General features: G+C 45.6%; 17 protein-coding genes. 12 read left to right on the top strand and 5 right to left on the bottom strand.

Translation table 11 applies throughout. The features are described from left to right. The first annotated feature begins 9 nt into the window (after positions 1-9). Positions 10-3012 (top strand): hypothetical protein, encoded by a 3003-nt coding sequence (locus tag ACT6PV_RS07150; protein ID WP_445115720.1) that lies wholly within the window; start codon positions 10-12, stop codon positions 3010-3012. Between the two features lie 28 nt (positions 3013-3040). On the opposite strand, the gene ACT6PV_RS07145 is transcribed toward ACT6PV_RS07150, so the two are convergent. Then, on the bottom strand, positions 3041-3997 hold the full coding sequence (locus ACT6PV_RS07145) for a formylglycine-generating enzyme family protein (protein WP_445115719.1): 957 nt from the start codon (positions 3995-3997) through the stop codon (positions 3041-3043). Between the two features lie 182 nt (positions 3998-4179). Here ACT6PV_RS07145 and ACT6PV_RS07140 point away from each other — a divergent pair, with 182 nt between their 5' ends. Further along, entirely contained in the window at positions 4180-4713 is a 534-nt protein-coding gene (locus ACT6PV_RS07140) for a hypothetical protein (protein ID WP_445115718.1), read from the top strand. A gap of 19 nt (positions 4714-4732) precedes the next feature. On the opposite strand, the gene ACT6PV_RS07135 is transcribed toward ACT6PV_RS07140, so the two are convergent. Continuing rightward, positions 4733-5704, bottom strand: a complete 972-nt coding sequence (locus ACT6PV_RS07135; protein ID WP_445115717.1) for a formylglycine-generating enzyme family protein — start codon at positions 5702-5704, stop codon at positions 4733-4735. 128 nt (positions 5705-5832) lie between these two features. Between ACT6PV_RS07135 and ACT6PV_RS07130 the strand changes: the two genes are divergently transcribed. Beyond that, positions 5833-6075 (top strand): hypothetical protein, encoded by a 243-nt coding sequence (locus ACT6PV_RS07130; protein ID WP_445114936.1) that lies wholly within the window; start codon positions 5833-5835, stop codon positions 6073-6075. Between the two features lie 27 nt (positions 6076-6102). Here the strand turns inward: ACT6PV_RS07130 and ACT6PV_RS07125 are convergent, their stop codons facing one another. After that, positions 6103-7077, bottom strand: coding sequence for a formylglycine-generating enzyme family protein (locus tag ACT6PV_RS07125; protein WP_445115716.1), 975 nt, complete (start codon positions 7075-7077; stop codon positions 6103-6105). A 254-nt stretch (positions 7078-7331) separates the two neighbouring features. Then, positions 7332-11411, bottom strand: coding sequence for a S8 family serine peptidase (locus tag ACT6PV_RS07120; protein ID WP_445115715.1), 4080 nt, complete (start codon positions 11409-11411; stop codon positions 7332-7334). Between the two features lie 715 nt (positions 11412-12126). Here ACT6PV_RS07120 and ACT6PV_RS07115 point away from each other — a divergent pair. The 4 genes from ACT6PV_RS07115 (at position 12127) to ACT6PV_RS07100 (ending at position 16542) form a co-directional block, all read left to right on the top strand. Continuing rightward, complete coding sequence (locus tag ACT6PV_RS07115) at positions 12127-13080, top strand: glycerophosphodiester phosphodiesterase family protein (protein ID WP_445115714.1); 954 nt, start codon at positions 12127-12129, stop codon at positions 13078-13080. Between the two features lie 143 nt (positions 13081-13223). Beyond that, the gene (locus ACT6PV_RS07110) at positions 13224-15704 is read left to right on the top strand and encodes a heavy metal translocating P-type ATPase (RefSeq protein WP_445115713.1); all 2481 of its coding nucleotides are present in this window, start codon (positions 13224-13226) and stop codon (positions 15702-15704) included. A 94-nt stretch (positions 15705-15798) separates the two neighbouring features. Next, positions 15799-16221, top strand: a complete 423-nt coding sequence (gene cueR, locus ACT6PV_RS07105) for a Cu(I)-responsive transcriptional regulator (protein ID WP_445115712.1) — start codon at positions 15799-15801, stop codon at positions 16219-16221. A gap of 123 nt (positions 16222-16344) precedes the next feature. Next, entirely contained in the window at positions 16345-16542 is a 198-nt protein-coding gene (locus ACT6PV_RS07100) for a heavy-metal-associated domain-containing protein (protein WP_445115711.1), read from the top strand. 46 nt (positions 16543-16588) lie between these two features. Here the strand turns inward: ACT6PV_RS07100 and ACT6PV_RS07095 are convergent, their stop codons facing one another. Beyond that, on the bottom strand, positions 16589-17644 hold the full coding sequence (locus ACT6PV_RS07095) for a Rieske 2Fe-2S domain-containing protein (RefSeq protein WP_445115710.1): 1056 nt from the start codon (positions 17642-17644) through the stop codon (positions 16589-16591). Positions 17645-18064: 420 nt separating this feature from the next. On the opposite strand from ACT6PV_RS07095, the gene ACT6PV_RS07090 reads away from it, so the two are divergent. From ACT6PV_RS07090 to ACT6PV_RS07070, 5 genes are all read left to right on the top strand, one after another. After that, the gene (locus ACT6PV_RS07090) at positions 18065-18244 is read left to right on the top strand and encodes a hypothetical protein (RefSeq protein WP_445115709.1); all 180 of its coding nucleotides are present in this window, start codon (positions 18065-18067) and stop codon (positions 18242-18244) included. A gap of 97 nt (positions 18245-18341) precedes the next feature. Continuing rightward, positions 18342-19214, top strand: coding sequence for a hypothetical protein (locus ACT6PV_RS07085; protein ID WP_445115708.1), 873 nt, complete (start codon positions 18342-18344; stop codon positions 19212-19214). After that, positions 19186-19959 carry a SagB/ThcOx family dehydrogenase gene (locus ACT6PV_RS07080; RefSeq protein WP_445115707.1) on the top strand — a complete coding sequence of 258 codons (774 nt, stop codon included), beginning with the start codon at positions 19186-19188 and terminating at the stop codon, positions 19957-19959. The genes ACT6PV_RS07085 and ACT6PV_RS07080 overlap by 29 nt, the downstream gene beginning before the upstream one ends. After that, a complete protein-coding gene (locus tag ACT6PV_RS07075; protein ID WP_445115706.1) occupies positions 19956-21086 on the top strand; it encodes a YcaO-like family protein in 1131 nt (376 codons plus the stop codon). The genes ACT6PV_RS07080 and ACT6PV_RS07075 overlap by 4 nt, the downstream gene beginning before the upstream one ends. Further along, positions 21083-22666: an ATP-binding cassette domain-containing protein gene (locus tag ACT6PV_RS07070; protein ID WP_445115705.1), complete on the top strand. Its 1584-nt coding sequence runs from the start codon at positions 21083-21085 to the stop codon at positions 22664-22666. Before ACT6PV_RS07075 ends, ACT6PV_RS07070 begins: the two co-directional genes overlap by 4 nt. The last annotated feature ends 102 nt before the right edge of the window (positions 22667-22768 follow it).

Raw genomic sequence — 22768 nt, 5'->3', positions numbered from 1 at the left:
GGGTGGCTTATGAAAACCCCATATCAATTCCAGCTGTTTGCCGGTCAGTCCAGTAAAACCCCTCTGTCCGGTGTTGCATACAGCGTGTTGGCCAGGGGGCAGATACTGGTGCAGGGGAAAACAACGGCACAGGGTAAAACTGCAGTCTTTGAAGTGGATGTTTCCACTATGGTCAGGCTGCTGATCTTCAATCCGAAAATGAACAATGGCAAGGGCGGCTACCTGGTGCCATCCGTGCATGAATATGCTGATGCAGGTGCCATTTTACTGAATAATCCAACGGTGGATCAGCTCAGCCGTGTGGGCAGTACACCGCTGAACTTTGAATATGGGCTTCCCGGCAGTGCAGGTCAGCGGACGCAACAGAGCACGCCACTTGTTTTAAAATCTGCAGGAAACCGTCCGTCTGCATCATCTCAGCCGGTGACGCCGATGCTCAGTAAACCGCCACCGGTGAAGGTGGTCGCACTGCGGCTGAAATCTCATATTATGGTCGAGCTGAAAGACCATTTAAAACACAGCTATAAAACCCGGCTGAACTATGATGTACTGGACCGCAATGGAGTCATCCTCAGGGAAAATAACCGGGAGCTGAAACAACTCAGAACGCGGACAGCCGGGCTGACCGGGCAGCACTACAGTGAACAGCCGCTGAAATTCAGATTTTATGGCGGTGATCTGGGCAAGGTCCGGGTGGTGACCGAAGCGGTGCAGCCATTTTTTGAACATCAGGCGCTTTTTGTCAACCAGTATGTCAAAACAGTGCAGGCAATGACGGCACCGGATGAAAAAAATACCGTCTTACTGGCCGGTAAAAAGAATATACCGGTGATTGTTGATCCGGTCAGCAATGAAATCTACGTACTGAGTCCTGACGATTTCAGATCATTCAATGAGATTTCAACCAGCCTGTCGACGGTATTCAACCATCTGCACCAGAGCCGTGAAAGGCTGAATACCCTGATGGCGCTGGAGTCCAGAACCCCGGAGCAGATCAGGGAAGCTGAGAAAAACATGGGCATTGCCCAGGATGAAGCCATTCAGATGCTGAATCAGAAATTTAAAAACAAGGCTGATCTGAAGGAAGTACTGGCATTTGAGCTGTTTACGACTGCAGATGGGCAGCAGAAGCTGAATGCAGTGCGTAAATATACCAGTCAGAGTCAGCATCTGCAGAATAAAAATAACCGTCAGAATAAATTTGAATACCAGCTGAAATATCAGGTGCCCTGGAAAAACTCGCCGGATACCCCGAAGGCCGGCATCAGGGAAGGCACGGCCATGACCATTGACAGTGATCAGTTCAAAGAAAAATTCATGGAGACCATCCAGGATATTCACGTCGAAATTTATAAAACCAAGGGGGGGAAGTCGGCCACCTGGGTGCCTGACCCGAAAATATTCGGCATTACCTCTACAGAACTGGCGGAAAGCTATAAAACCAGTGAATCCTCCACGGTGGATGTGCAGGCGCAGTGGCTGCGTCTGGTTGCCGGCACCGGCTATGATGGTACGGTGAAATGGGGAACCAAAGGCTTTCAGGCGTCCGGTTCGGCCTATGCCCAGGCCAAAATGGTGCTGCTGGAAGGTAAGAAAAAGTGGTTATGGGCCTATCCGAGTCTGAACGGCTGGATTATGGAAGTGGATGACACCCCACTGGGGGCAATCCGTTTTATCTGCGGTGCGGAAATTTATGGTTTTGCCGGTGCAGTTTTTGCAGCCTCTGCGGCCTTTGCAGTGACTGCCGGCAATGAAGGCACCAGCCAGATGCTCTCCAGTGTGGCCCGGGACCCGAAGGCCACCATTGCAGACAGTGTCAGGAACGGACGGTCTGTTTTAAAACTGAAAAAAGGCCAGATGGACGACAAAATTTCCCCGGATAATCACTTCAATGCCGGTATTGACGCCTTTGCCGGCATGCAGGCCAGTATTACCCCCTTTGGCGGGCTGCAGTGGCTGGACCCGGAAAACCCGAAAGACTTTACCGACCTGGCCAGAATCTCCCCGACGCTGGGCTTAAGTGCCGGGATTGGCGGCAGTGCCGATTTTAAACTGTATTACAATGATGGAGCATTCCGTTTCCGGGCCAGTATTGCTGCCTGTTATGGGGTTGGAGGGAAGGGTTCACTGGAGTTTATGGTGGACTTTAAGAATATCAGCATGCTGATCCGGTTTATTGCCTACCAGCTGACCTATGCCTCCTTTAAGAAACTGGTGTATATGACTCATGAAACATTTATGGTACTGCATCAAGTCAGTATGATGCTGCCATTTGAAAATGAAAATATTTTCTCACAAGGTATTGCAGTAATTAACCGGCAATTTGATATTTTTACTTCAAGGATGCAGGTTGCAGAACAGCGGATCAGGATTGTCAGGAAAATAAACAGCGACGTATCACAATGGCTTAAATACCTGAGTCCGGAAAGTCGTGGCTGTTATTTATATCATATCACCCGGCATGGTCTGATCAGCCGCATGCTGGACCCTGCGGAAAGTGAGGGCTGGTGGCTGATGGCAAACCTGAAGGAACATGAACTGCCTGAACATAAACAGGCAGTAATTAACCTGTTTAAAAGTGTGACTGTGGTCAGTCACTGGACCAATACCCTGCAGCATATGAGTACAGAGGGTGAGAAATCCAGCAAAAGCATCGCCGAAAATGAGAAGGAGTTGCTGCAATTTTTAAACCTGGGACGCAACGGGGTATTGCCATTGGCCAACCTGCAGGAGATTATTGCCCTGATTAACCAGGACCATGCCTTTCCGGCCAATTATCGCTCGGGCAATACATATATCGATGAATATCTGAAAATGCGCGGCCAGCGGATTCTGGCTTATCCAAAAGATTATAAAATTGCCAGCTTTAATACCCAGGAGTTCCGCCAGGTGCAGATTGCCCAGCACTTACAAAAACCGGGAATGTTCCTGGCACAGGCACCAAAACCCATCGAAGCACTGAATGTTGCAGATTACAGACCGACCGATGACGACACCAGCTGGATGGCCTGAAGCTACTCCGCTGTTCTGAAGCTATGCTTTATGAGTCTGTAAAAGGCTGGGACGCATTGGAGGCACAGCGGGCTGAAAGAAAATCATTGGGATTAGCATATTCAGTATCTTCTTTATTAATTTGTGGACTGGGTTGCACTCCTTTTCTATAGATGGTGGTGACACTGCCGCCAATCTGTAAATCCAGTGCACCAGCGACCTGAAAGCTGCTGCGGACTGATTTCAGTTCACCTGTGGCCGGCCCCTGCGGATTATGTTCGGGTGAAGTTTTATAATAGGTGGGGTCAAACCAGTCAGACATCCATTCATAATTGTCAGTGGCCATATCATAAAAACCCAGTGGGGTTGGTGGGAAACGACCCAGGATAGAGACTTTCATACTTGTACCCAGCGGCCGGTTCACTTCACGGCGCTGTTCATCACTCCAGACATTACGGCCCAGCTCATATTCACCATTGTCGGTGGGGTAAATCACATACTGACCACGGTTCCTTGCGGCATATTCCCACTGGGCTTCGGTGGGCAGAGTCATGGGGATGCCGACCTGCTGGCCCAGCCACTGGCAGTAGTCCTGAGCCTGCTGCCAGCTGATTCCGGCGGGTGCGTTAGGTACACGGAGTTTTTTAGAAACTTTCTGCATACCGACTTTGGGCAGTCCGATGGCTTCGCTGTAAATATCAAAGTCCTCAAAGGTGGTCTTATAGGCATTCAGGCTGAAACTGTCGAGGCTGACCTTATGTACCGGCATGGCTGCATACAGACCGGTAATCGGCAGTTTGTCCTTACGGGTGATGGGTCCGAAATCGCCCATCATGAAGGAGCCGCCTTCGACAAAAATCATATTTTTTTTAGTTTTTTGTACCAGTTGCTGAATTTTCTGCTGCAGTTCGGAGGACGGTGTTTTCTGTGCGGTATCCGCAGTTCTGGCGCAGGCGGCCAGGGCGATGCCGGCTATCAGGATCAGGGCGATATTCTGTTTGATCATGTGAAAGTCTGATGCTCCTGTGCAGGGAATGCCGTTGTGATGACATATTTTTTTGATGTAAAAAGTCAGTTTAATTCAGCCATTCTAAACAACTGTGGCGGAGAGATAAAGCAGGATCTCCAGTCCATGCCGTATGTGAAGGGTGACTATATCATATTACCCGGCATGGCCTGCTCAGCCGCATGCTTGATCCTACAGAGAGTGAGGGCTGGTGGCTGATGGCAAACCTGAAGGAACATGAACTGCCTGAACATAAACAGGCGGTGATTAATCTATTTAAGAGTGTGACTGTGGTCAGTCACTGGACCAATACCCTGCAGCACATGAGCCCAGAGGGTGAGAAATCCAGCAAAAGCATCGCCGAAAATGAGAAGGAGTTGCTGCAATTTTTAAACCTGGGAAGCAACGGAGTATTGCCATTGGCCAACCTGCAGGAAATTATTGCCCTGATTAACCAGGACCATGCCTTTCCGGCCAATTATCGCTCGGGCAATAAATATATCGATGAATATCTGAAAATGCGTGGCCAGCGGATTCTGGCTTATCCAAAAGATTATAAAATTGCCAGCTTTAATACCCAGGAGTTCCGCCAGGTGCAGATTGCCCAGCACTTACAAAAACCGGAGCTGTTTATGGCACAGGCACCACGACCAATTGAGGAGCTGGATATGGAGAGTTATACATCTGCGTCTAAAGAGCAAACATGGATGGCATAATGCCATCCACAGATTTTATCTATTTGTTTAAAAAGGGCTGAGCTGCATTGGAAGCGCAACGCACGGAAGTTGAAAAATTCGGATTTATACTCCTAATAGCACTTTTATCTTCTGGGTCAAACTGTGGATTGGGTTGCATCCCCTTCCTGTAAATGGTGGTGACACTGCCGCCGATCTGTAAATCCAGTGCACCAGCGACCTGATAGCTGCTGCGGACTGATTTCAGTTCGCCACTGGCCGGGCCCTGTGGATTCTGTTCCGGGGAGGTTTTATAATAGATGGGGTCAAACCAGTCTGACATCCATTCATAGCTATCGGTGGCCATATCATAAAAACCCAGTGGGGTTGGCGGGAATTTACCCAGAACTGGGATTTTCATTCCATCAGCCTCTGGCACAGATTTACTGAATTCACGTCTCTGTTCATCACTCCAGACATTACGGCCCAGTTCATATTCACCATTGTCAGTGGGGTAAATCACATACTGACCACGGTTCCTTGCCGCATATTCCCACTGGGCTTCGGTGGGCAGATTCATGGGGATGCCGACCTGCTGGCCCAGCCACTGGCAGTAGTCATGGGCCTGCTGCCAGCTGATTCCAGCCGGGGCATTAGGTACACGTAATTTTATGGATGTTGTCTGCATACCGACTTTGGGCAGTCCGATGGCTTCGCTGTAAATATCAAAGTCCTCAAAGGTGGTTTTATAGGCATTCAGGCTGAAACTGTCCAGCCTGACTTTATGTACCGGCATGGCTGCATATAAACCGGTAATCGGCAGTTTGTCCTTGCGGGTGATGGGGCCGAAATCGCCCATCATGAAGGAGCCGCCTTCGACAAAAATCATATTTTTTTTAGTTTTTTGTACCAGTTGCTGAATTTTCTGCTGCAGTTCGGGGGACGGTGTTTTTTGTGCGGTATCCGCAGTTCTGGCGCAGGCGGCCAGGGCGACGCCGGCCAGCAGGATCAGGGCGATATGCTGTTTGATCATGTGAAAGTCTGATGCTCCTGTGCTGGGAATATCGTTGTGATGACATATTTTTTTTGATGTAAAAATTCAGTTGAATTAAGCCATTCTAAACGACTGTGCCGGAGAGATAAAGCGGGGGTCTCCAGTACATGCCGTATGTGAAGGGCGACTATACATATATTGACGCCTATTTGCAGATGCGCGGCCAGCGGATACTGGCCTACCCTAAGGATTATAAAATTGCCAGCTTTAATACCCAGGAGTTCCGCCAGGTGCAGATTGCCCAGCACTTACAAAAACCGGAGCTGTTTATGGCACAGGCTCCACAGCCGATTGAAGAACTTGATATAACAAGATATACCGAAACTGATACTAAAACATGGATCACCTAATGGCCATCCATGTTAAGTGAGGGCGATTTATTTTTGTTCGATAAATGGTTGAGAATGGTTTGAAGCACAACGTGCTGAAGTTGAGCCATTTATATTGATATATTGTGGATTCTCTTGATCATCTTTATCAAATTGTGGATTAGGTTCTTTACCACCTCGGTAGATTGTGGTGACACTTCCACCGATTTGCAGACTTTGGGCAGCACCAACTTGGAAGGTACTGCGAATAGATTTTAATGTGCTTGTTGCAGGGCCCTGTGGATTCTTTTCAAGTGAGTCTTTATAATAGTTTGGATCAAACCAGTCCGACATCCATTCATAGCTATCGGTGGCCATATCATAAAAACCCAGTGGGGTTGGCGGGAATTTACCCAGAACTGGGATTTTCATTCCATCAGCCTCTGGAACAGATTTACTAAATTCACGTCTTTGCTCATCACTCCAGACATTACGGCCCAGTTCGTACTCTCCATTATCAGTTGGGTAAATAATGTATTCACCACGATTCCGTGCTGCATATTCCCACTGGGCTTCGGTCGGAAGGTTCATCGGAATCTCCACTTGTTCACCTAACCATTGACAATAATCATGGGCCTGTTGCCAACTGATCCCAGCCGGTGCATTAGGAACACGTTTAATTTTAGAGATTTCTTGCATCCCGACTTTGGGTTGTCCTGTTGCTTCAGTATAAATATCAAAGTCTTCAAAGGTGGTTTTATAGGCATTCAGGCTGAAACTGTCCAGCGTAACTTTATGTACCGGCATGGCAGCATACAGACCGGTAATCGGCAGTTTATCCTTGCGGGTGATGGGCCCGAAATCGCCCATCATGAAGGAGCCGCCTTCGACAAAAATCATATTTTTTTTAGTTTTTTGCACCAGTTGCTGAATTTTTTGCTGCAGTTCGGGGGACGGTGTTTTTTGTGCGGTATCTGCCGTTCTGGCGCAGGCGGCCAGGGCGACGCCGGCCAGCAGAATCAGGGTAATATGTTGTTTGACCATGTTAAAGTCCAATGCTCCTGTGCTGGGAATATCGTTGTGATGACATATTTTTTTGATGTAAAAAGTCATTTTAATTAAGCCATTCTAAACGACTGTGGCGGGGAGATAAAGCGGGGTTTGGGATAGTCGCTATAACAAAAGTAAGTCATGTCTGCGTAAAGTCATTTGAAAGTGCAAAGGAGCATCCTTCACGAAAAAAACCACAGGACGCCTGAGCACCCTGTGGTTGATATTCTGTAACTCATATTCGTCGCTTAGAATTTATACTCATATCTGAGTCTTACGCCATTTTCATTATATTTTTCAGAGAATTGTCCTTCATAATTGACTGAAAAATCATGTGTGTTTGCAATTCCAACATGGAAACCAATATTGGTGATTGCGGCGTTTTTACTGTCCGGCACATCAACAGATCCTACTGCACCAGAGATCAAATCATTGTTTGATACAAAAGTCAGTCTGGAGCCATCACCTGTATGTTTAAGTGTGTTCTGCCATGCCAGTCCACCATTTAAACTTAATGTGGTGTTTTCACCGGCAACCCATTTTTTAGATACATCAAGTCCAACGATGGAAGAAAGACGGTCGAAATGTTTTTCTTCACCATCCAGTGAGTAAAAGCCATTACTTTGTGAAAAATCGTTGTTTTTCACATAATCATAACTAAGACCAAGCACGGGTTCGAAAGACAGGCTGCCATACTGAATAACGTAACCGATTTCTGCATTGGCCTGCCAGGTACGGCCATTATATTTTGCAGTAAACTGACCATCGTCTGCGTCATTAAATTTGGATTTAATCTCATTACGTCCCATCACGCCGCTTAAACGTAAGTTGATCTGGTCAATACTGACGCCTGTGTATAAGCCCAGTTGATAGTTATCAACTTTGGCAGAGGCCTCATTTTTATTATCGATATCCTTATAGTTCACTGAGCCCATGAGTCCCAGGGTCCAGTGATCTACTGTTGTATCGGCCCCGAAAGCAAAGCCGTGGGTCTGGACATCGTAGTTATGGACCAGAATATTGCTGAAAGCACCTGATTCATTTGAGCGGGATTTACCGTCTGAGTCGGTAAAGTCAATCCAGACGTTATTATTGTTCTCATTACGTTGAGCATGACGCAAACGTTGATTGATCAATCGTCGACTGCGATCCATGTCATGTAATTCTTCACTCAGAATATCACCATGAATTGAAGCGATTCGGGCTGCTTTTTCGGCTTTTGCCTGTTGCAGCAACATTGCTCTTTCTTCAGCAGCTTTTTGTTCTGCTGCAGCTGTCTCAATCGCAATTTTTTCTTCAGCAGTAGCTTTATCTTCGGCAGCTTTGTCTGCAGCGGCTTTATCCGCGGCAGCTTTATCGGCGGCGACTTTATCAGCAGCGGCTTTATCGGCGGCAGCTTTATCAGCAGCAGCCTTATCCGCGGCGGCTTTTTCTTCAGCAGCTTTGTCTGCGGCAACTTTATCAGCGGCAGCCTTATCAGCAGCAGCTTTATCGGCAGCGGCTTTTTCTTCAGCAGCTTTATCGGCGGCAACCTTATCAGCAGCGGCTTTTTCTTCAGCAACTTTATCAGCAGCAGCCTTATCCGCGGCAACTTTATCGGCAGCGGCTTTATCTGCGGCAGCTTTATCGGCAGCGGCTTTATCTGCGGCAGCTTTATCTGCGGCGACTTTATCAGCAGCAGCTTTGTCAGCAGCGGCTTTATCGACGGCGGCTTTATCTGCGGCAGCTTTATCGGCAGCGGCCTTATCCGCGGCAGCTTTTTCTTCAGCAACCTTATCAGCAGCGGCTTTGTCAGCGGCAGCCTTATCCGCGGCAACTTTATCAGCAGCAGCTTTATCCGCGGCAGCCTTATCGGCGGCAACTTTATCTGCAGCAGCTTTATCAGCAGCGGCTTTATCAGCAGCAGCTTTGTCAGCGGCGGCTTTGTCAGCGGCGGCTTTATCGGCGGCAGCCTTATCAGCAGCAGCTTTGTCAGCGGCAGCCTGGTCTGCAGCAGCTTTATCGGCGGCAGCCTTATCAGCAGCAGCTTTGTCAGCGGCGGCTTTTTCTTCGGCTAAGTCCTTAAATTGTAGTTTAAGTTTTTTGTCTTCTTCAGATTTCGCCAATTCAGGCTGTACATCTGCAGTGGCGATGGAGTTCAGGTAATTGCTGTTAAATATGCCATTAATTTTCTGCGCATCAATCAGGGTGTATTCATGCCCCTGGTAACGGCTGACATCATTTTTTTCCAGTAGTTTATCCGGTGTTTGTTCGTAGGTCTGGAAGTTGGCATCGTTGAGGAAAGCATTACCACGAACAACCAGTTTATCCACTTGTTCATTTTCATTTTTAATTTTGACAGAGTAGGTCGCATCCGGGCTGAATTTAATGTCACCATTAATAGTAAAGGTACTGAAACCGTTTTGATTATAGCGGGACGGGGTAAATTTCCCTCCGTTGATTTCAATATTGCCAGATTGGCCCTGACCGGAAAGTGTCCCGGCATTATTCACAATAATGTCAGAGGACACGGAACCTGTGATATCAATACCGCCTTCATTCAGTTGCGTATTGCCTTTGAAAGAATTGTTACCTGACAACTGCAGGGTACCATCACCTTGTTTAATCAGGCCACCACTACCTGAAATATCGTTTGACCAGGTGTCAAATGTACATTCTTTTGCATCGCAGCTTCGTTCCCGCGAGGTGCCTGTGTCATATTTTACACCTTCACCCATGTTGACATGGAAATCACCATTGCCAAATGTATCGGCCAGTTTATCCAGGTCATCCCCCAGATTTGTTTTAACATCATCGGTAAGCATGCTTTTTACATCTTCAGCTGAAGCGAACATTGCCGGACCTTTGATGCCATTTTCCAGGCTGATTTTGCCCCATCCAAAGTATTTATCAATTTTTTTAGGGCTTCCATCCGTCACCACGCCATTTTCATCCATGTCAACAGCTGTGGTTTTTAAGACAGATGTGACCTGGTCGGACGTCATATAGGGGAAGCGTTCCATCAGTACCGCCAGCGCACCTGTCGCATGCGGAGCCGCCATGGAAGTACCGGTCATATATTCGTAATTATCGGCCAGTTTGCCATCTTCAACTTTAAATGTAGAACTGTAAATTCCGGTTCCCGGGGCAGCTACACACCACAAAGCGGTATAACCACATTGTGATGAACCTGTAAACAGGGTTTCTTTTGTAGCCCCGTCATTGACCAGAATCTGAGTTGATCTCATCTGTGTACCGGACCTTTCCCATAGATAGTCTTCCTGTCCAGGGGCGAGGTTGGTCTGACGTAAGTATTTTTTCCCCTGGAAGTCGACCTCCATAAACTCAATGCCACTTGCTGTTTTGATAATTTTAGTGCCATCTGGAATTTTCAGTTCTTCACTGCGGACCAGGGTCAGATTGCTCACTGTCAGGTAGTTAGGCAGCAGTTCCGGATAGACTATAGGCAAGCCCTGAAAAGTCCCGGGTTCATTGTAATAATTGAAATTACCTGCCGAAAAGACATTGACCACACCCTGTTTCGCTGCATCCTTAATGGCCCTGATCTGATTGATCCCACCATTTTTATTGGATTTGTCCGAGCCGACATTATAGCGGATACCATTACGGACAACGATGCCATCCACTGCATCAACAGCTTCCTTAACAGTAATCTTTGATGTGGGGGACAGCAGTGAATTCAGAGTTTCGGTCGGTGTATTTTTATTGGTGAGATTTTTAAAATCAGGTCTGGAGCTGACGCTGGTTCCATCTATACCCACCAGGTCTTTGTACACAGGATTTTCCGGGTCAATGCCGTAGTCTCTTTCACCCTCCCGGCCCCAGCTGTTATTGATGACCCGGACCGGAGTGCTGTCCAGAAACGAGTAAATATTGTTATTTTTGTTTTGTGCATAAATGTCGGCATTATAGGCAACGCCATGCATTCCCTGATCGTCTTTTTTCGCCGCAATGATCCCGCTGACGTGAGCACCATGATTATAATTTTCAGCGTTGAATCCTGCTGAGACACTGTTACCAATGCTCAGGTTCTGAGTATGTTCTGTTCCACCGGCAGTGGGGGTGACATATGTGACTTTATCAACCAGCTCGTGAATGCCATCGGGAAAATCACCGTCGTTGACGCCAACAGCAACACCTTTACCTGTATAACCTTTGTCATAGGCAGCTTGTGCACCAATGATGCTTAGTCCCCAATTGGCTTTAAACTCGTCACTTTCCCCTGGCGGCTCTGCAGCAAAAGCATGCGGGGTAATAAAAACCGGAGAGCCCAGTAGAATACTGCGCATTAAAATACTTAAGGTTTTTTCTTTAAACGACCGTCTCATTTAAACTCCTTAGTTTTAATTAATTAAATATTTGTCCATGTAGATCGCATTGAGGCGAAAAAAGGTGTTCGGGTAAACACTCTATTGATAAAATTAACAGATTAAAATATATCAGCTTTAATACTATTTCTGTTGGTGTACCCGGGGCGATAGTATACGTGTATTTATCTGAAAAATGGTAGATGTCCATTCCCCGTAAATGTGAATATCAGTGTCCGGATGAACAGATCTGCTGTAATTGAATGTCGGGGGGCCTGGTCACCGACTGCTGTTTTTTTATATGAAGAGGTCCGGTATTTCCCTGGCACTATTATTGAAAAGTAATGTATTTTTGAAAAATCAGTACTGAGAATCCATATGGGAAGTCTCAGCTGACTTTGCACTGGTAAGACTATGATGACGTTATATTTGTCAGGATATGACCCTGGAAAAAAAATTTAACATTTTGTTTCAGACGATAAAAAACCGGATTAATCCGCTCACTTTGCCATAAAAGGGCGTTGTCCACCCGAAAGGGCAGACCGACTTCAGTCGTGAAAGAGTGGTACAACCGGCTACCGGGCTGGATGCAAGGTCTCTGAGTGTTTTATACAGGACCGCTGTTGCAGCTATTTATATTTTGTATCAGTATTCTTCATAAAATCTTAACATTTAGGCGCAAAACTCAGTGTTTTAGGCTATGATTTCGTTTCACAATTAAAAGGAACAGTTTAAGATGCTTATTACAACATTAAAACATCAGATGAGAACCGGTTTAGTCGCATTGGCTGCCTGTATGACTTTAAGTACTGCTTCAACACTGAGTATTGCACAAACACAATCGGGTTATGTCATGAGTAATGCAAAACCATTAATTGTAGCGCATCGCGGCGGAACAGCCGATGCACCTGAAAATACGCTTTATGCCATTGATCAGGCCCTGAAAAATAAAGCAGATATTATCTGGGTCACTGTCCAGCTCAGCAGCGACAATATACCTGTACTGTATCGTCCGACTAACTTAAATGCACTGACTGATGGACAGGGTGCAGTCTCACAATATAGCGTGGCGCAGTTAAAAAGACTGGATGCCGGATGGAATATTGCAAGAACATCCAGTTCCGGTCAGACCACTTATCCGTGGCGGGGACAGGGTATTGGCATTCCAACATTAAAGGAAACCCTGCAACGTTATCCACGCACAACATTTTATCTGGACATCAAGTCTCCGGATGCCAGTCCGACAGGTATTGCAAATGCCATTAAATCCGTACTGACAGATACCGGTAGTCTGGGGCGTGTCAAAGTGTATTCCACAGAGCGTAAATATACCGATGCCATACAGCAGACACAGCGGATTCCATACTTTGTGGCCAGGGATGACACCCGTGATATTCTCAGCCGGGTTGCATTGGGGCATGACTGTCAGGCCTCTTCTGAACCTGTTGGCTGGCATGGACTGGAATTGCGCCGCCAGGTTGAAGTGGTCGAAAGCTATACTTTGGGTGAAGGTCGGTCCAAAGCTTCTTTTGTCTGGGACAAGGAAATTATGCGCTGTTTCAGGTCCGAAGGTAAAAATCATGTAGTTCTATTTGGGGTAAATTCCGTGGAAGACTATCGTCTGGCCAGTCAGCTGGGTGCAGAAGCGGTCATGGTGGACTCACCGGCATTATTTCGTAATATAAAATAAGTCATGTATTTTTAAATGCCCCACATCAGGTTGGGGCATTTTTTATGTTTGATCAATTTTCAATGCCTGGCTTGACCTTGCCATGACTGGAATCTTTATGCTGAATATATAGAGTTGCCATGTAACAGATCAGAGGTGTTGAAATGGACATGCAGATGCAGAATCCGAAAACTTACAGCCATTCATTGTCCATAGAAGGCATGAGCTGTGCATCCTGTGTCGGCCGGGTTGAAAAAGCACTGCAAAAAGTGCCGGGTGTTGCATCTGTCAGTGTTAATCTGGCGACAGAAAAAGCGTTTGTTGAATCAAATATTTCAGTATCACGTGCTGATTTGGTTCAGGCTGTGGAAAAAGCAGGTTATCAGGTAATACAGCCACCGATTGAACTCAGTATTGAAGGCATGAGTTGTGCGTCCTGTGTGGGACGGGTGGAAAAAGCACTGAACAATGTTCCAGGGGTTCAATCTGCCCATGTCAATCTGGCCACGGAAAAAGCCGTGATTCAGGCGACTGCTGAGGTCGGTACGGAATTGCTGATTCAGGCTGTGGCCCGGGCAGGATATGCGGCCACACCAGTCCAGTTCAGCCAGACTTTATTACAGCAGGACAGAAAAGAGACAGAACTGACTGCATTAAAACGTGATCTGCTGATTGCAGCAGCAATGGCCATTCCGGTGTTTATGCTGGAAATGGGGTCACATCTCATTCCTGCCTTTCATCATTTTATTGCCACACAGATGGGCACCCTGAACAGCTGGTACGTCCAATGGGTACTGACCACCCTGATTCTGATTTTCCCTGGACGTCGTTTTTACCAGATCGGTATTCCTGCCTTATTCAGACTGGCCCCTGATATGAACTCACTGGTGGCGGTGGGCACATTTGCAGCCTATGTCTATTCTGTGGTGGCAACCTTCATGCCTCAGCTGTTACCGCCGGGAACCGTGAATGTGTATTTTGAAGCAGCAGCGGTAATTGTTGTACTGATTTTACTGGGCCGTTTTTTTGAAGCCAGGGCCAAAGGCCATACCTCTCAGGCCATTCAGCAACTGGTGCGTATGCAGCCTAAAACTGCGCGGGTAATCAGGGAGGGTCAGATCACTGAAATTGCAATTTCAGATGTACAGTCCGGCATGCAGGTGGAGGTCCGTCCGGGTGAGCGGATTGCTGTGGATGGTGAAGTACTTTCCGGTCAGAGCTTTGTGGATGAGTCCATGATGAGCGGAGAAGCTATACCGGTGGAAAAAACGCCGGGCGCAGCCGTGGTGGGTGGTACAGTCAATCAGACCGGTAATATTCAAATCAGGGTGACCACCGTGGGCAGTGCATCAGTACTGGCGCAGATCATTGGAATGGTGGAACAGGCACAGGGCGCTAAATTGCCGATTCAGGCCGTGGTGGATAAGCTGACCATGTGGTTTGTACCTGTGGTGATGTTACTGGCCATGCTGACATTTGCGGTGTGGCTGATTTATGGACCGGAACCTGCGCTGAGTTTTGGGTTGGTGAATGCCGTTGCTGTGCTGATTATTGCCTGTCCATGTGCGATGGGACTGGCCACACCGGCGGCCATTATGGTGGGTACCGGGCGTGCTGCAGAAATGGGCATCCTGTTCCGTAAGGGCGAGGCCTTACAAAACCTGAGCGAAGCACGGGTAATTGCACTGGATAAAACCGGTACCTTAACCGAAGGCCGACCACAAGTGACTGATTTTGAAGTGGTGGATGGCTTTGCTGAAGATGATGTACTGGCAAAAGTTGCTGCTGTGGAAAGCAAATCCGAGCATCCCATCGCACAGGCAATAGTCAGCTCAGCACAAAAACGTGGATTAAAACTGGAACAGCCGACAGGCTTTCATTCGGTGACCGGTTATGGAATTGAAGCAGGGCTTGCCGGACAGGAGATTCATATCGGAGCTGATCGCTTTATGCAACAGCTGGGGCTGGAGGTTGCAATATTCAGCCAGATGGCCACACGTCTGGGCAAAGAGGGCAAAACACCGCTGTATGTTGCCATTGATCATCAGCTTGCCGGGATCATGGCTGTAGCCGATCCAGTCAAACAGACAACATTTGCCGCCATTCGTGCACTGCATGCACAGGGTCTGAAGGTTGCCATGATCAGTGGAGATAATCGACATACAGCTCAGGCCATTGCGGATCAGCTGAATATTGATGAAGTGATTGCAGAAGTACTACCGGTGGGCAAGGTTGATGCAATTCGCCGGCTAAAACAGCAATATGGTCAGGTGGCCTACGTCGGAGATGGCATAAATGATGCGCCGGCACTGGCCGAAGCAGATGTCGGGCTGGCCATTGGCACCGGCACGGATATTGCCATTGAGGCGGCAGATGTCGTACTGATGTCAGGTAACCTGCAGGGCGTGCCTGATGCCATTGCCCTGAGTCAGGCAACTATTAAAAATATCCGGCAAAATCTGTTCTGGGCCTTTGTTTATAATGCTGCATTAATTCCCATTGCTGCCGGTGTGCTGTATCCGCATTTCGGTGTGTTACTTTCGCCGGTTTTTGCCGCGGGGGCAATGGCTTTGTCATCGGTATTTGTGCTGGGAAATGCCTTGCGTCTGAGAGTATTTAAGCCGAAATCTCCGGTTATGGGTTAAATATATAGCTTAAACAGATATGCTATGCTGAGCATAAAATATGCCGGATGATGGACCGGCGTGATTTTCAGCAATACGCTGACTGAGGTGGAAAATGAACATTGGACAGGCGGCCAGGCGGGCTGGAATTTCTTCAAAAATGATTCGTTATTATGAAGAGATTGGTTTAATTGGTCCTGCGCCCAGGTCAGATGCCGGCTATCGCATGTATACAGAGCGTGACTTAAAAACACTGAGTTTTATCCGCCATGCCCGTGAACTCGGCTTTTCTTCTGAACAGATGAAAGAACTGGTTTCATTATGGCAAAACACCGGTCGGCACAGTGCGGAAGTGAAGCAGCTGGCGCAGAAACATATGGATGAACTGAATCACAGGATTCGGACCATGCAGGACATGGTGAATGTTCTACAGCAGTCGGTTGCCTGCTGCGCCGGTGATCAAAACCCGGACTGTACTATTTTAAATCAGCTGGAAAAAGGCATGGAAGTCTCAGTTGTCCGTGATTCCAGTCAATAAACTCCGGGGCGCTGGACTGAGTCGGAAAATAATGCCATCAATCACTTGACCTTAACCATATGGCAGGGTTTAAAGTGATTACTGAACTTTAGCTAATTGTCCAAATCGGAAGAGGAGTCTGTAATGAAACTGACCATTGAAAATATGACCTGCGACGGTTGTGCCCGCATTGTCACTGCAAGCATTAAAGCGGTTGATCCTGCTGCCAGTGTTCATATTGATGTTGCATCAAAAACGGTTGAACTTGAAAGCTCAGAACCCGCCCGGCATATTTTACTGGCGCTGGAAGAAGATGGTTTTTCGGCAGTGGAACATGCTTAACCGGATGATTCAATCCATCCACTGCCGGGAATATAACAGTTGGCTTTTAGACGGTATAACGCTTACTTAAGCCCATATCTGCCAGTATTCTTCTATAGGTGGTGGATGAACGATCTGCTTCAAAATGAGCTTCCATGGTCAGATCCAGTGGCAGTTCTTCCGGATGCTGTGATTCGACAATATCCTGATCTTCACTGAAAATCTGAGCATTGAAATCATAAACGGCCTGCAAATCTCCGGTGGTATCAAAATTGCGGGTTAAAGGAACAAACAGACGGGTTTGGTTATGCGACACCGGACAGCAGGCATTTAAAATTTTTAAAATACCATTGTTGGGAAAATAAACGGTCAGTGTCGCTGAAAAGGGCGGGTAGACATCAAAAACCCGTTTCCAGATAAAACCTTCCGGTGCCAGATGCTGTAAACCATGTGGGTAATTACTGACATGACTTTCATATTCGGTATGTAAACCATAGTCTGTTTTGACCGTGGAATATCGGGGGACGACGGGTGCGTCCCGGTCTGCAAAACTCTGATGGTGAACCCAGGCAAAATGAGCCACATCAATAAAGCCTTCAAGCTGGCGACCACTGGAGCCGGCAATATCCACATAGGGGGGTAAAATGGATTGATGTTCTTCCATTTCCCAGCTGTCCAGTACTGGCAGACTGGCGCTGTCCGGATGACGGCTCTGAATACTGGTCCAGACCAGGCCATATTTTAAAACCACAGGAAAGCGGGTCAGACTGAAGCGATCTGAAATTTTAGTCAGGTCAGGCTGAGCAGGAATTCTGGTGCATTTTCCTTCGGTATTGAAATGCAGACCGTGATAGGGACAGATAATTTCTTCGCCTTCAACCCAGCCTTTGCTCAGGGGCACACCACGATGCGGACAGATATTTCTGACCAACTGGATTTTACCGCTTTCAGTGCGATAAATGGCCATTTTTACATCCAGCAAGATCACCTGTTGTGGAGTTGTGGACACATCTTCAATACGTGCAACCGGATACCAGTGCTGTGACAATATTTCCCAGTCGTTATGGTTAAATTGACTGTAACAAGGCTGGTTGACCAGATTTACCAATGGAATGGCATTCATTCAGTACCCCGTGTATCTCCATAAAACTGACCTGACAGGTTATGGCTGAAATATGGAATAAAATTTAATTGTTTAAATTGACCACATGACACATAAACCGCTTAAATACAGCATGGATATGGTTCAGACAAACAACTACAGGCTGCATTCAGTATTTAATTAATTGAACAATCTGTCCATTATAATAATTTGCAATTTATGTTCTAAAAAAAAGAATGGAAAAATAAAATATGATTTCAGCTTTATTTTTTTGAAAAGTGATTCAATCACAGTTGATTCATTGAAATTAAAATTGGTTTACATAAAAAGTACAGCGCAACATTTATTTTCACTTTCGTGATTCTTTAGATAAAGTTTCCATGTTAGTTTTATTTTGCAGTACAACTGCACAAAAACATCCCCAACAGAAGGAAAATGATCATGTCTATTCAATCTACAGCTAAATTCGGTAAGAAATTGATGAAAAACTCCCGTGAAGGTCAAAAAAGTATTCATTATCGTGATGATACAGTGATTATTACTACGAGCGATCCTAGTGGTGGTGGTTGCTACAATTGTTCTTCAACATCTCAGAACAGCAGGGTCTGCTGTCCTGACTAAATTCTGATAAAGCCTCAGTGATTAAATATACCATTTTGAAAATGGTATATTTAATTTATTGATATTTAAAATTAAAAACATATTAAAGATCATATATATGAAATACAGCATTGTTCCGTTTGAAACCAGCCTGGACCGCCAGTCACAGAGCTTACTGGTGCATACAATGAATGGTATATTCCTGGTTGAAGACAGGATAATGATTGACTTCATTGATAAAATTAAAGATTTTAACTTTATTGACAACAATATTCTTCAGGATTTTTTTAATGATGATTATGAAGATGCTTTACAGTATGTCGGTCATGAACTGGGGATTATTCATTCGATCAAATCAGATTCGGCTGCTTTTGATGAAGTCATTTTTTCTGTTTACAGTCAGCGGGACAGGAAAATATTTGAATATTTTTTTGGTCAGAAACACTTAATCACTGATCACTTTAAACCACAGCAAAAAAGCATCCAGGTGGTTGTGAATAGCAATGGCATTAAAAGAAAGTTTATTTCAGACATTATAAAAGAAGCAGATGATGACCAGCTGATTATATTCATGTTGCAGATGATGGATTATCTGGTGATTACGCCGGCCTATTCCAGGCAAAGTATTTTACCCTGTCCGGTATGCAGTTATGATTTTCTCAGTGGTGAGATTTATAATGATTCAACAGAAAAAATCAACAGTTTATCTGAAATTTATAATTATATTGATGAAGCAACCAGCTTTCCCAGTTTACCTTTCAATAAACTGGACCTCAGCTATAGCATTAAATATCTGAGTCAGTATCTGGGACTGTTCACCGGTGATGGAAGATCGCTGCAATCCCGGCTGGTTCCGGAAAAAGCAATCTTAATTAACCCGAATACCTTATCGCATCATTCAGTCGATATACCCTTTTCCGGAATGTGTAATTGCTCTTCCGAATATTTTTTCAGGAAAAAAAATGCAGGATTCAAAAATATTTCAGATTAATGAAGCAGTCGATGCTGATATTTTAAAACAAATACAGATTTTTCATACCAAGACCTGTAATCGACTGTTATTTAATAAAATTGCTTTCAGTAGAAAATTAACCAATTTAAATTTTTATGATTTGCAATCACTGCCGAAAACCGAGCAGCGGATGGGGGGGCATTTGGTGGATACCGGCACTCAGCCACAGCAAGTGGATCATGGCAGAAAAAGCTCAGCATCGGTTTTTCACCGACATGATCCACTGGCACGGGATCAACTGATGCATATATTAAATCTGGCATTTGGTGTGGATCAGGATAACACCATGCCGTATCCCAGCGGTGGGGCTTTATATAGTGCACAGGTCTTTGTTTATCTGAATAATATTACAGAACTTGATGCAGGAGCATATCATTATCTGCCTTTTTCACATCAGCTGGAAAAAGTAGATTGTCTGGATCAGGAGCAAGTGAACCAGTCACTGTTTATTGAATCTTCAGAAGAGTTTGAACCCTACGATTTTTTTATTTTTTATAGCCTGCTTGCAGCAAAAAGCGCCAGTAAATACCGTTTTCGTGGTTACCGCATGGGATTGATGGAAGTTGGTTCGATGTATCGGAATCTGGAAATCCTTGCAGGAAAGGCGGCGCTGAAAAGCAGGGTCTGGGGAGGTTTTCATGATGAAAGGCTTGCAGTATCACTGGGTATGGACCCAGGGGTTTTTCTGCCCGTGATATGTCAGCTGGTCGGGAGAAGCAGATGATCGGTCCAAATTTTTTACCACCTGTGGTTGATGCCAGTCCCAATCTGTCCTTACCGCGACTGGGCCGGATTAAAATTGAAGGTGGCATGTTCAGTTGCTCAATGGGCTATGACAATCAGGTGGTGCTTCGTTCAGCTGGTGAGGCCATAGAACGCCACCTGGCATTTTGTGATCCTGATTTTTATGATGAAAAGGGCACACTTGCCATGCTTGAACCAGACATAAAACAATGGGTTGAGAATATCATTCCCATTGAACTGGAAGCGTCTGTATTGCAGGAACATCAATATCAGCTGGTTTCTGCCCGCAGAAATAACCACGATGTATTGGTTCCCGGAGTGTTATTCAGCCTGGGCAAATGTGCAGATGATGACTTCTTTGGTCTACGGGACAGTTCCGGTGCTGCATTACATGTAGATTATGAGCAGGCGATGCAGACGTCACAGGCTGAATACAGTGAAAGGCAGGCACTGGTCAGTTTTTGGTACTACGGACATTTTCTGAAATATAAAAAAATGGAAAGCAGGGATATGCAGCAATATCCATATCCGCTCAGGGGATTGTTTGATTTCCTGTTGAATGCCGGTCATGTCTATCTTATTGATATTTCCCTGGTGCAACCATTTTATACAGTTCTTGCCATTTTTATTGATGATTCCGGGAAAGTACATTATGCCGCAGGAGCATCCAGCAATACAGACTTTGATCAGGCCATTACAAAATCGGTGCTGGAGTTATATCAGACCTATATCCTGATGTTTCAGCTGACTGAGCTTTCTGAAAATAATGAATACTATAAAAATCCTGACCTGTTGTTAAGAGGATATCACTCATTTAATGACAGTACGATCAGACAAAAATTTGCATTTATGCTGGAAACGCCCGCTGTCAGGGAATTTGTACCTGAGCAGCGTTTTCTGAATCAGATTACTGACCATGATCTGATTCAGTTTGAAAAAGAGATTGTGTTTTTCAACAGGAAAAAAATCTTCTATATCGTCACGAAAAGTCTGCATGGATTTCCAAGAATGACGTTATCTGAAAGGGATCTAACGACGTTAAAACATGTTGAAAAATTCTATGGATTCACCCATTCCATCAATAACGGGCCAATACCTTTTGCATGAAGAAATATATCTACCGATTTATATGGGAAAACTGGCGCAGCAGTAATGGTTTAACCCGTATATTGTTCCTGGTGTCTTTTGGTCTTTTTTTATTGTCAACGATGTTAAGAATCATGACACCGATCGTATTTGCTTATCTGGTGACCATTATCAATCCGGTCGAGCATTGGACGATTATTGTCTGTATGAGCTATGCCACCATTTTTTTTCTTTTAAGATTCAATGAGGAGCTCAGGCTTTCCTGCTATGTGGTTTTTGAACAGTTTTTGCAGCGTAATCTGTATGCAATGGTTCAGGAAAGCTACTTTTCACTGCCTTTTCATGAGGTCAGAAAAAAAATGCCCAGTGAATATTCCGTGATTATTGACAGGGGAATGGGCGGGATCCGGAGTACATTATATAACGGTGTGTTTGCACTGTTTCCGATCAGTATTGAGGCTATTTTACTGGTTGTGATCTGTGGCATGAAAGCAGGATTGCCACTGGCAATATTTATTTTTTTGCTGTTGAGCATATTTATCATCATTACAGTCAACCTGTCTAAAAAAGTGGATGAATTAAACCAGAAATGGTATCAGTCTGCATCCAGCAATTATAAGGTCATGGCAGAGCATATCCGTTCATTTGAGCTCATCAGATCCTTTAATAAAAAATCCTGGGCAAAACAAAGATATGATCAGGCGCTGCTGGTTTTTATCCGCCAGGTCCGGGACTCGCTGAAACCCAATCTGCTGCTGGGCTTGATTCAGGGCGTGCTGTTATTTTTACTGATTGCAATTGCCACCTTTCAGGTCATTCATTTAAATATTGAAAATAAAATAGCCATGCTGGTCTTGGTCAATGGTTTGATTATACAAATTACGCTGCCTTTGTTGCAGTTTTCTGTTAACTATAAAATGCTGATTAACGGAATTTCGAGCTCCAGACAATTATTTGATTTCTTATCAATTCCGAAGGCAGATAATAAAATTTCCCACACCACTGATTTAACAGCACAGGGCTTTAAAACTGAGAACCTGAGTATTCATTATGATGAGCAGGTGATTCGTTATAAAAACCTGCATCTGCCATCATCTGCCATTTCACTGATTGAAGGGGTTTCCGGTTCCGGAAAAACAAGCCTGGCCAAAGCACTGGCCGGGTTAATTGCCTATCAGGGCTCCATTCTGACCGAACAGCGCATGGAAGACATTTATTATTTGAGCCAACAGGTGGATATTTTTGATTTATCGCTGGATGAAAATGTCAGTATGCAGGCGCAATATGATCCTGCCTTACTTGCAGATAGCCTGAAACTGGCCGGTTTTACAGACAGTGAATGCCAGTCTCTTTCCAATAGAACACTGGGCGAACAGGGGGTTGGCATATCAGGTGGGCAGGCGCAGCGTATTGGTATTGCCCGGATGATTTATCATGGTGCCCGGGTGATGATTTTTGACGAACCAACCACCGGATTGGACAGTCAGGCGGCAATGACCGTCATTTCATCACTGCAAAACGCGGCCCAGGGCAAAACCTGTGTGGTCATCAGTCATGATCCCCGAGTACGTGAAATAGCAGATCATATCATCACGCTATAATCTGTATCTATCCTTTGCACTGCCGACCCGCAGACTGTTCTGTTCAGGACTGTAAAAAATGATATGGCATTGTTTATGCATGTTATGAATGCTTGCCCCGGC

The organism is Acinetobacter sp. WZC-1, assembly GCF_052544965.1.
Note: the sequence above shows the minus strand (reverse complement) of the source record. Positions and strands in the feature narration are given on the sequence as shown.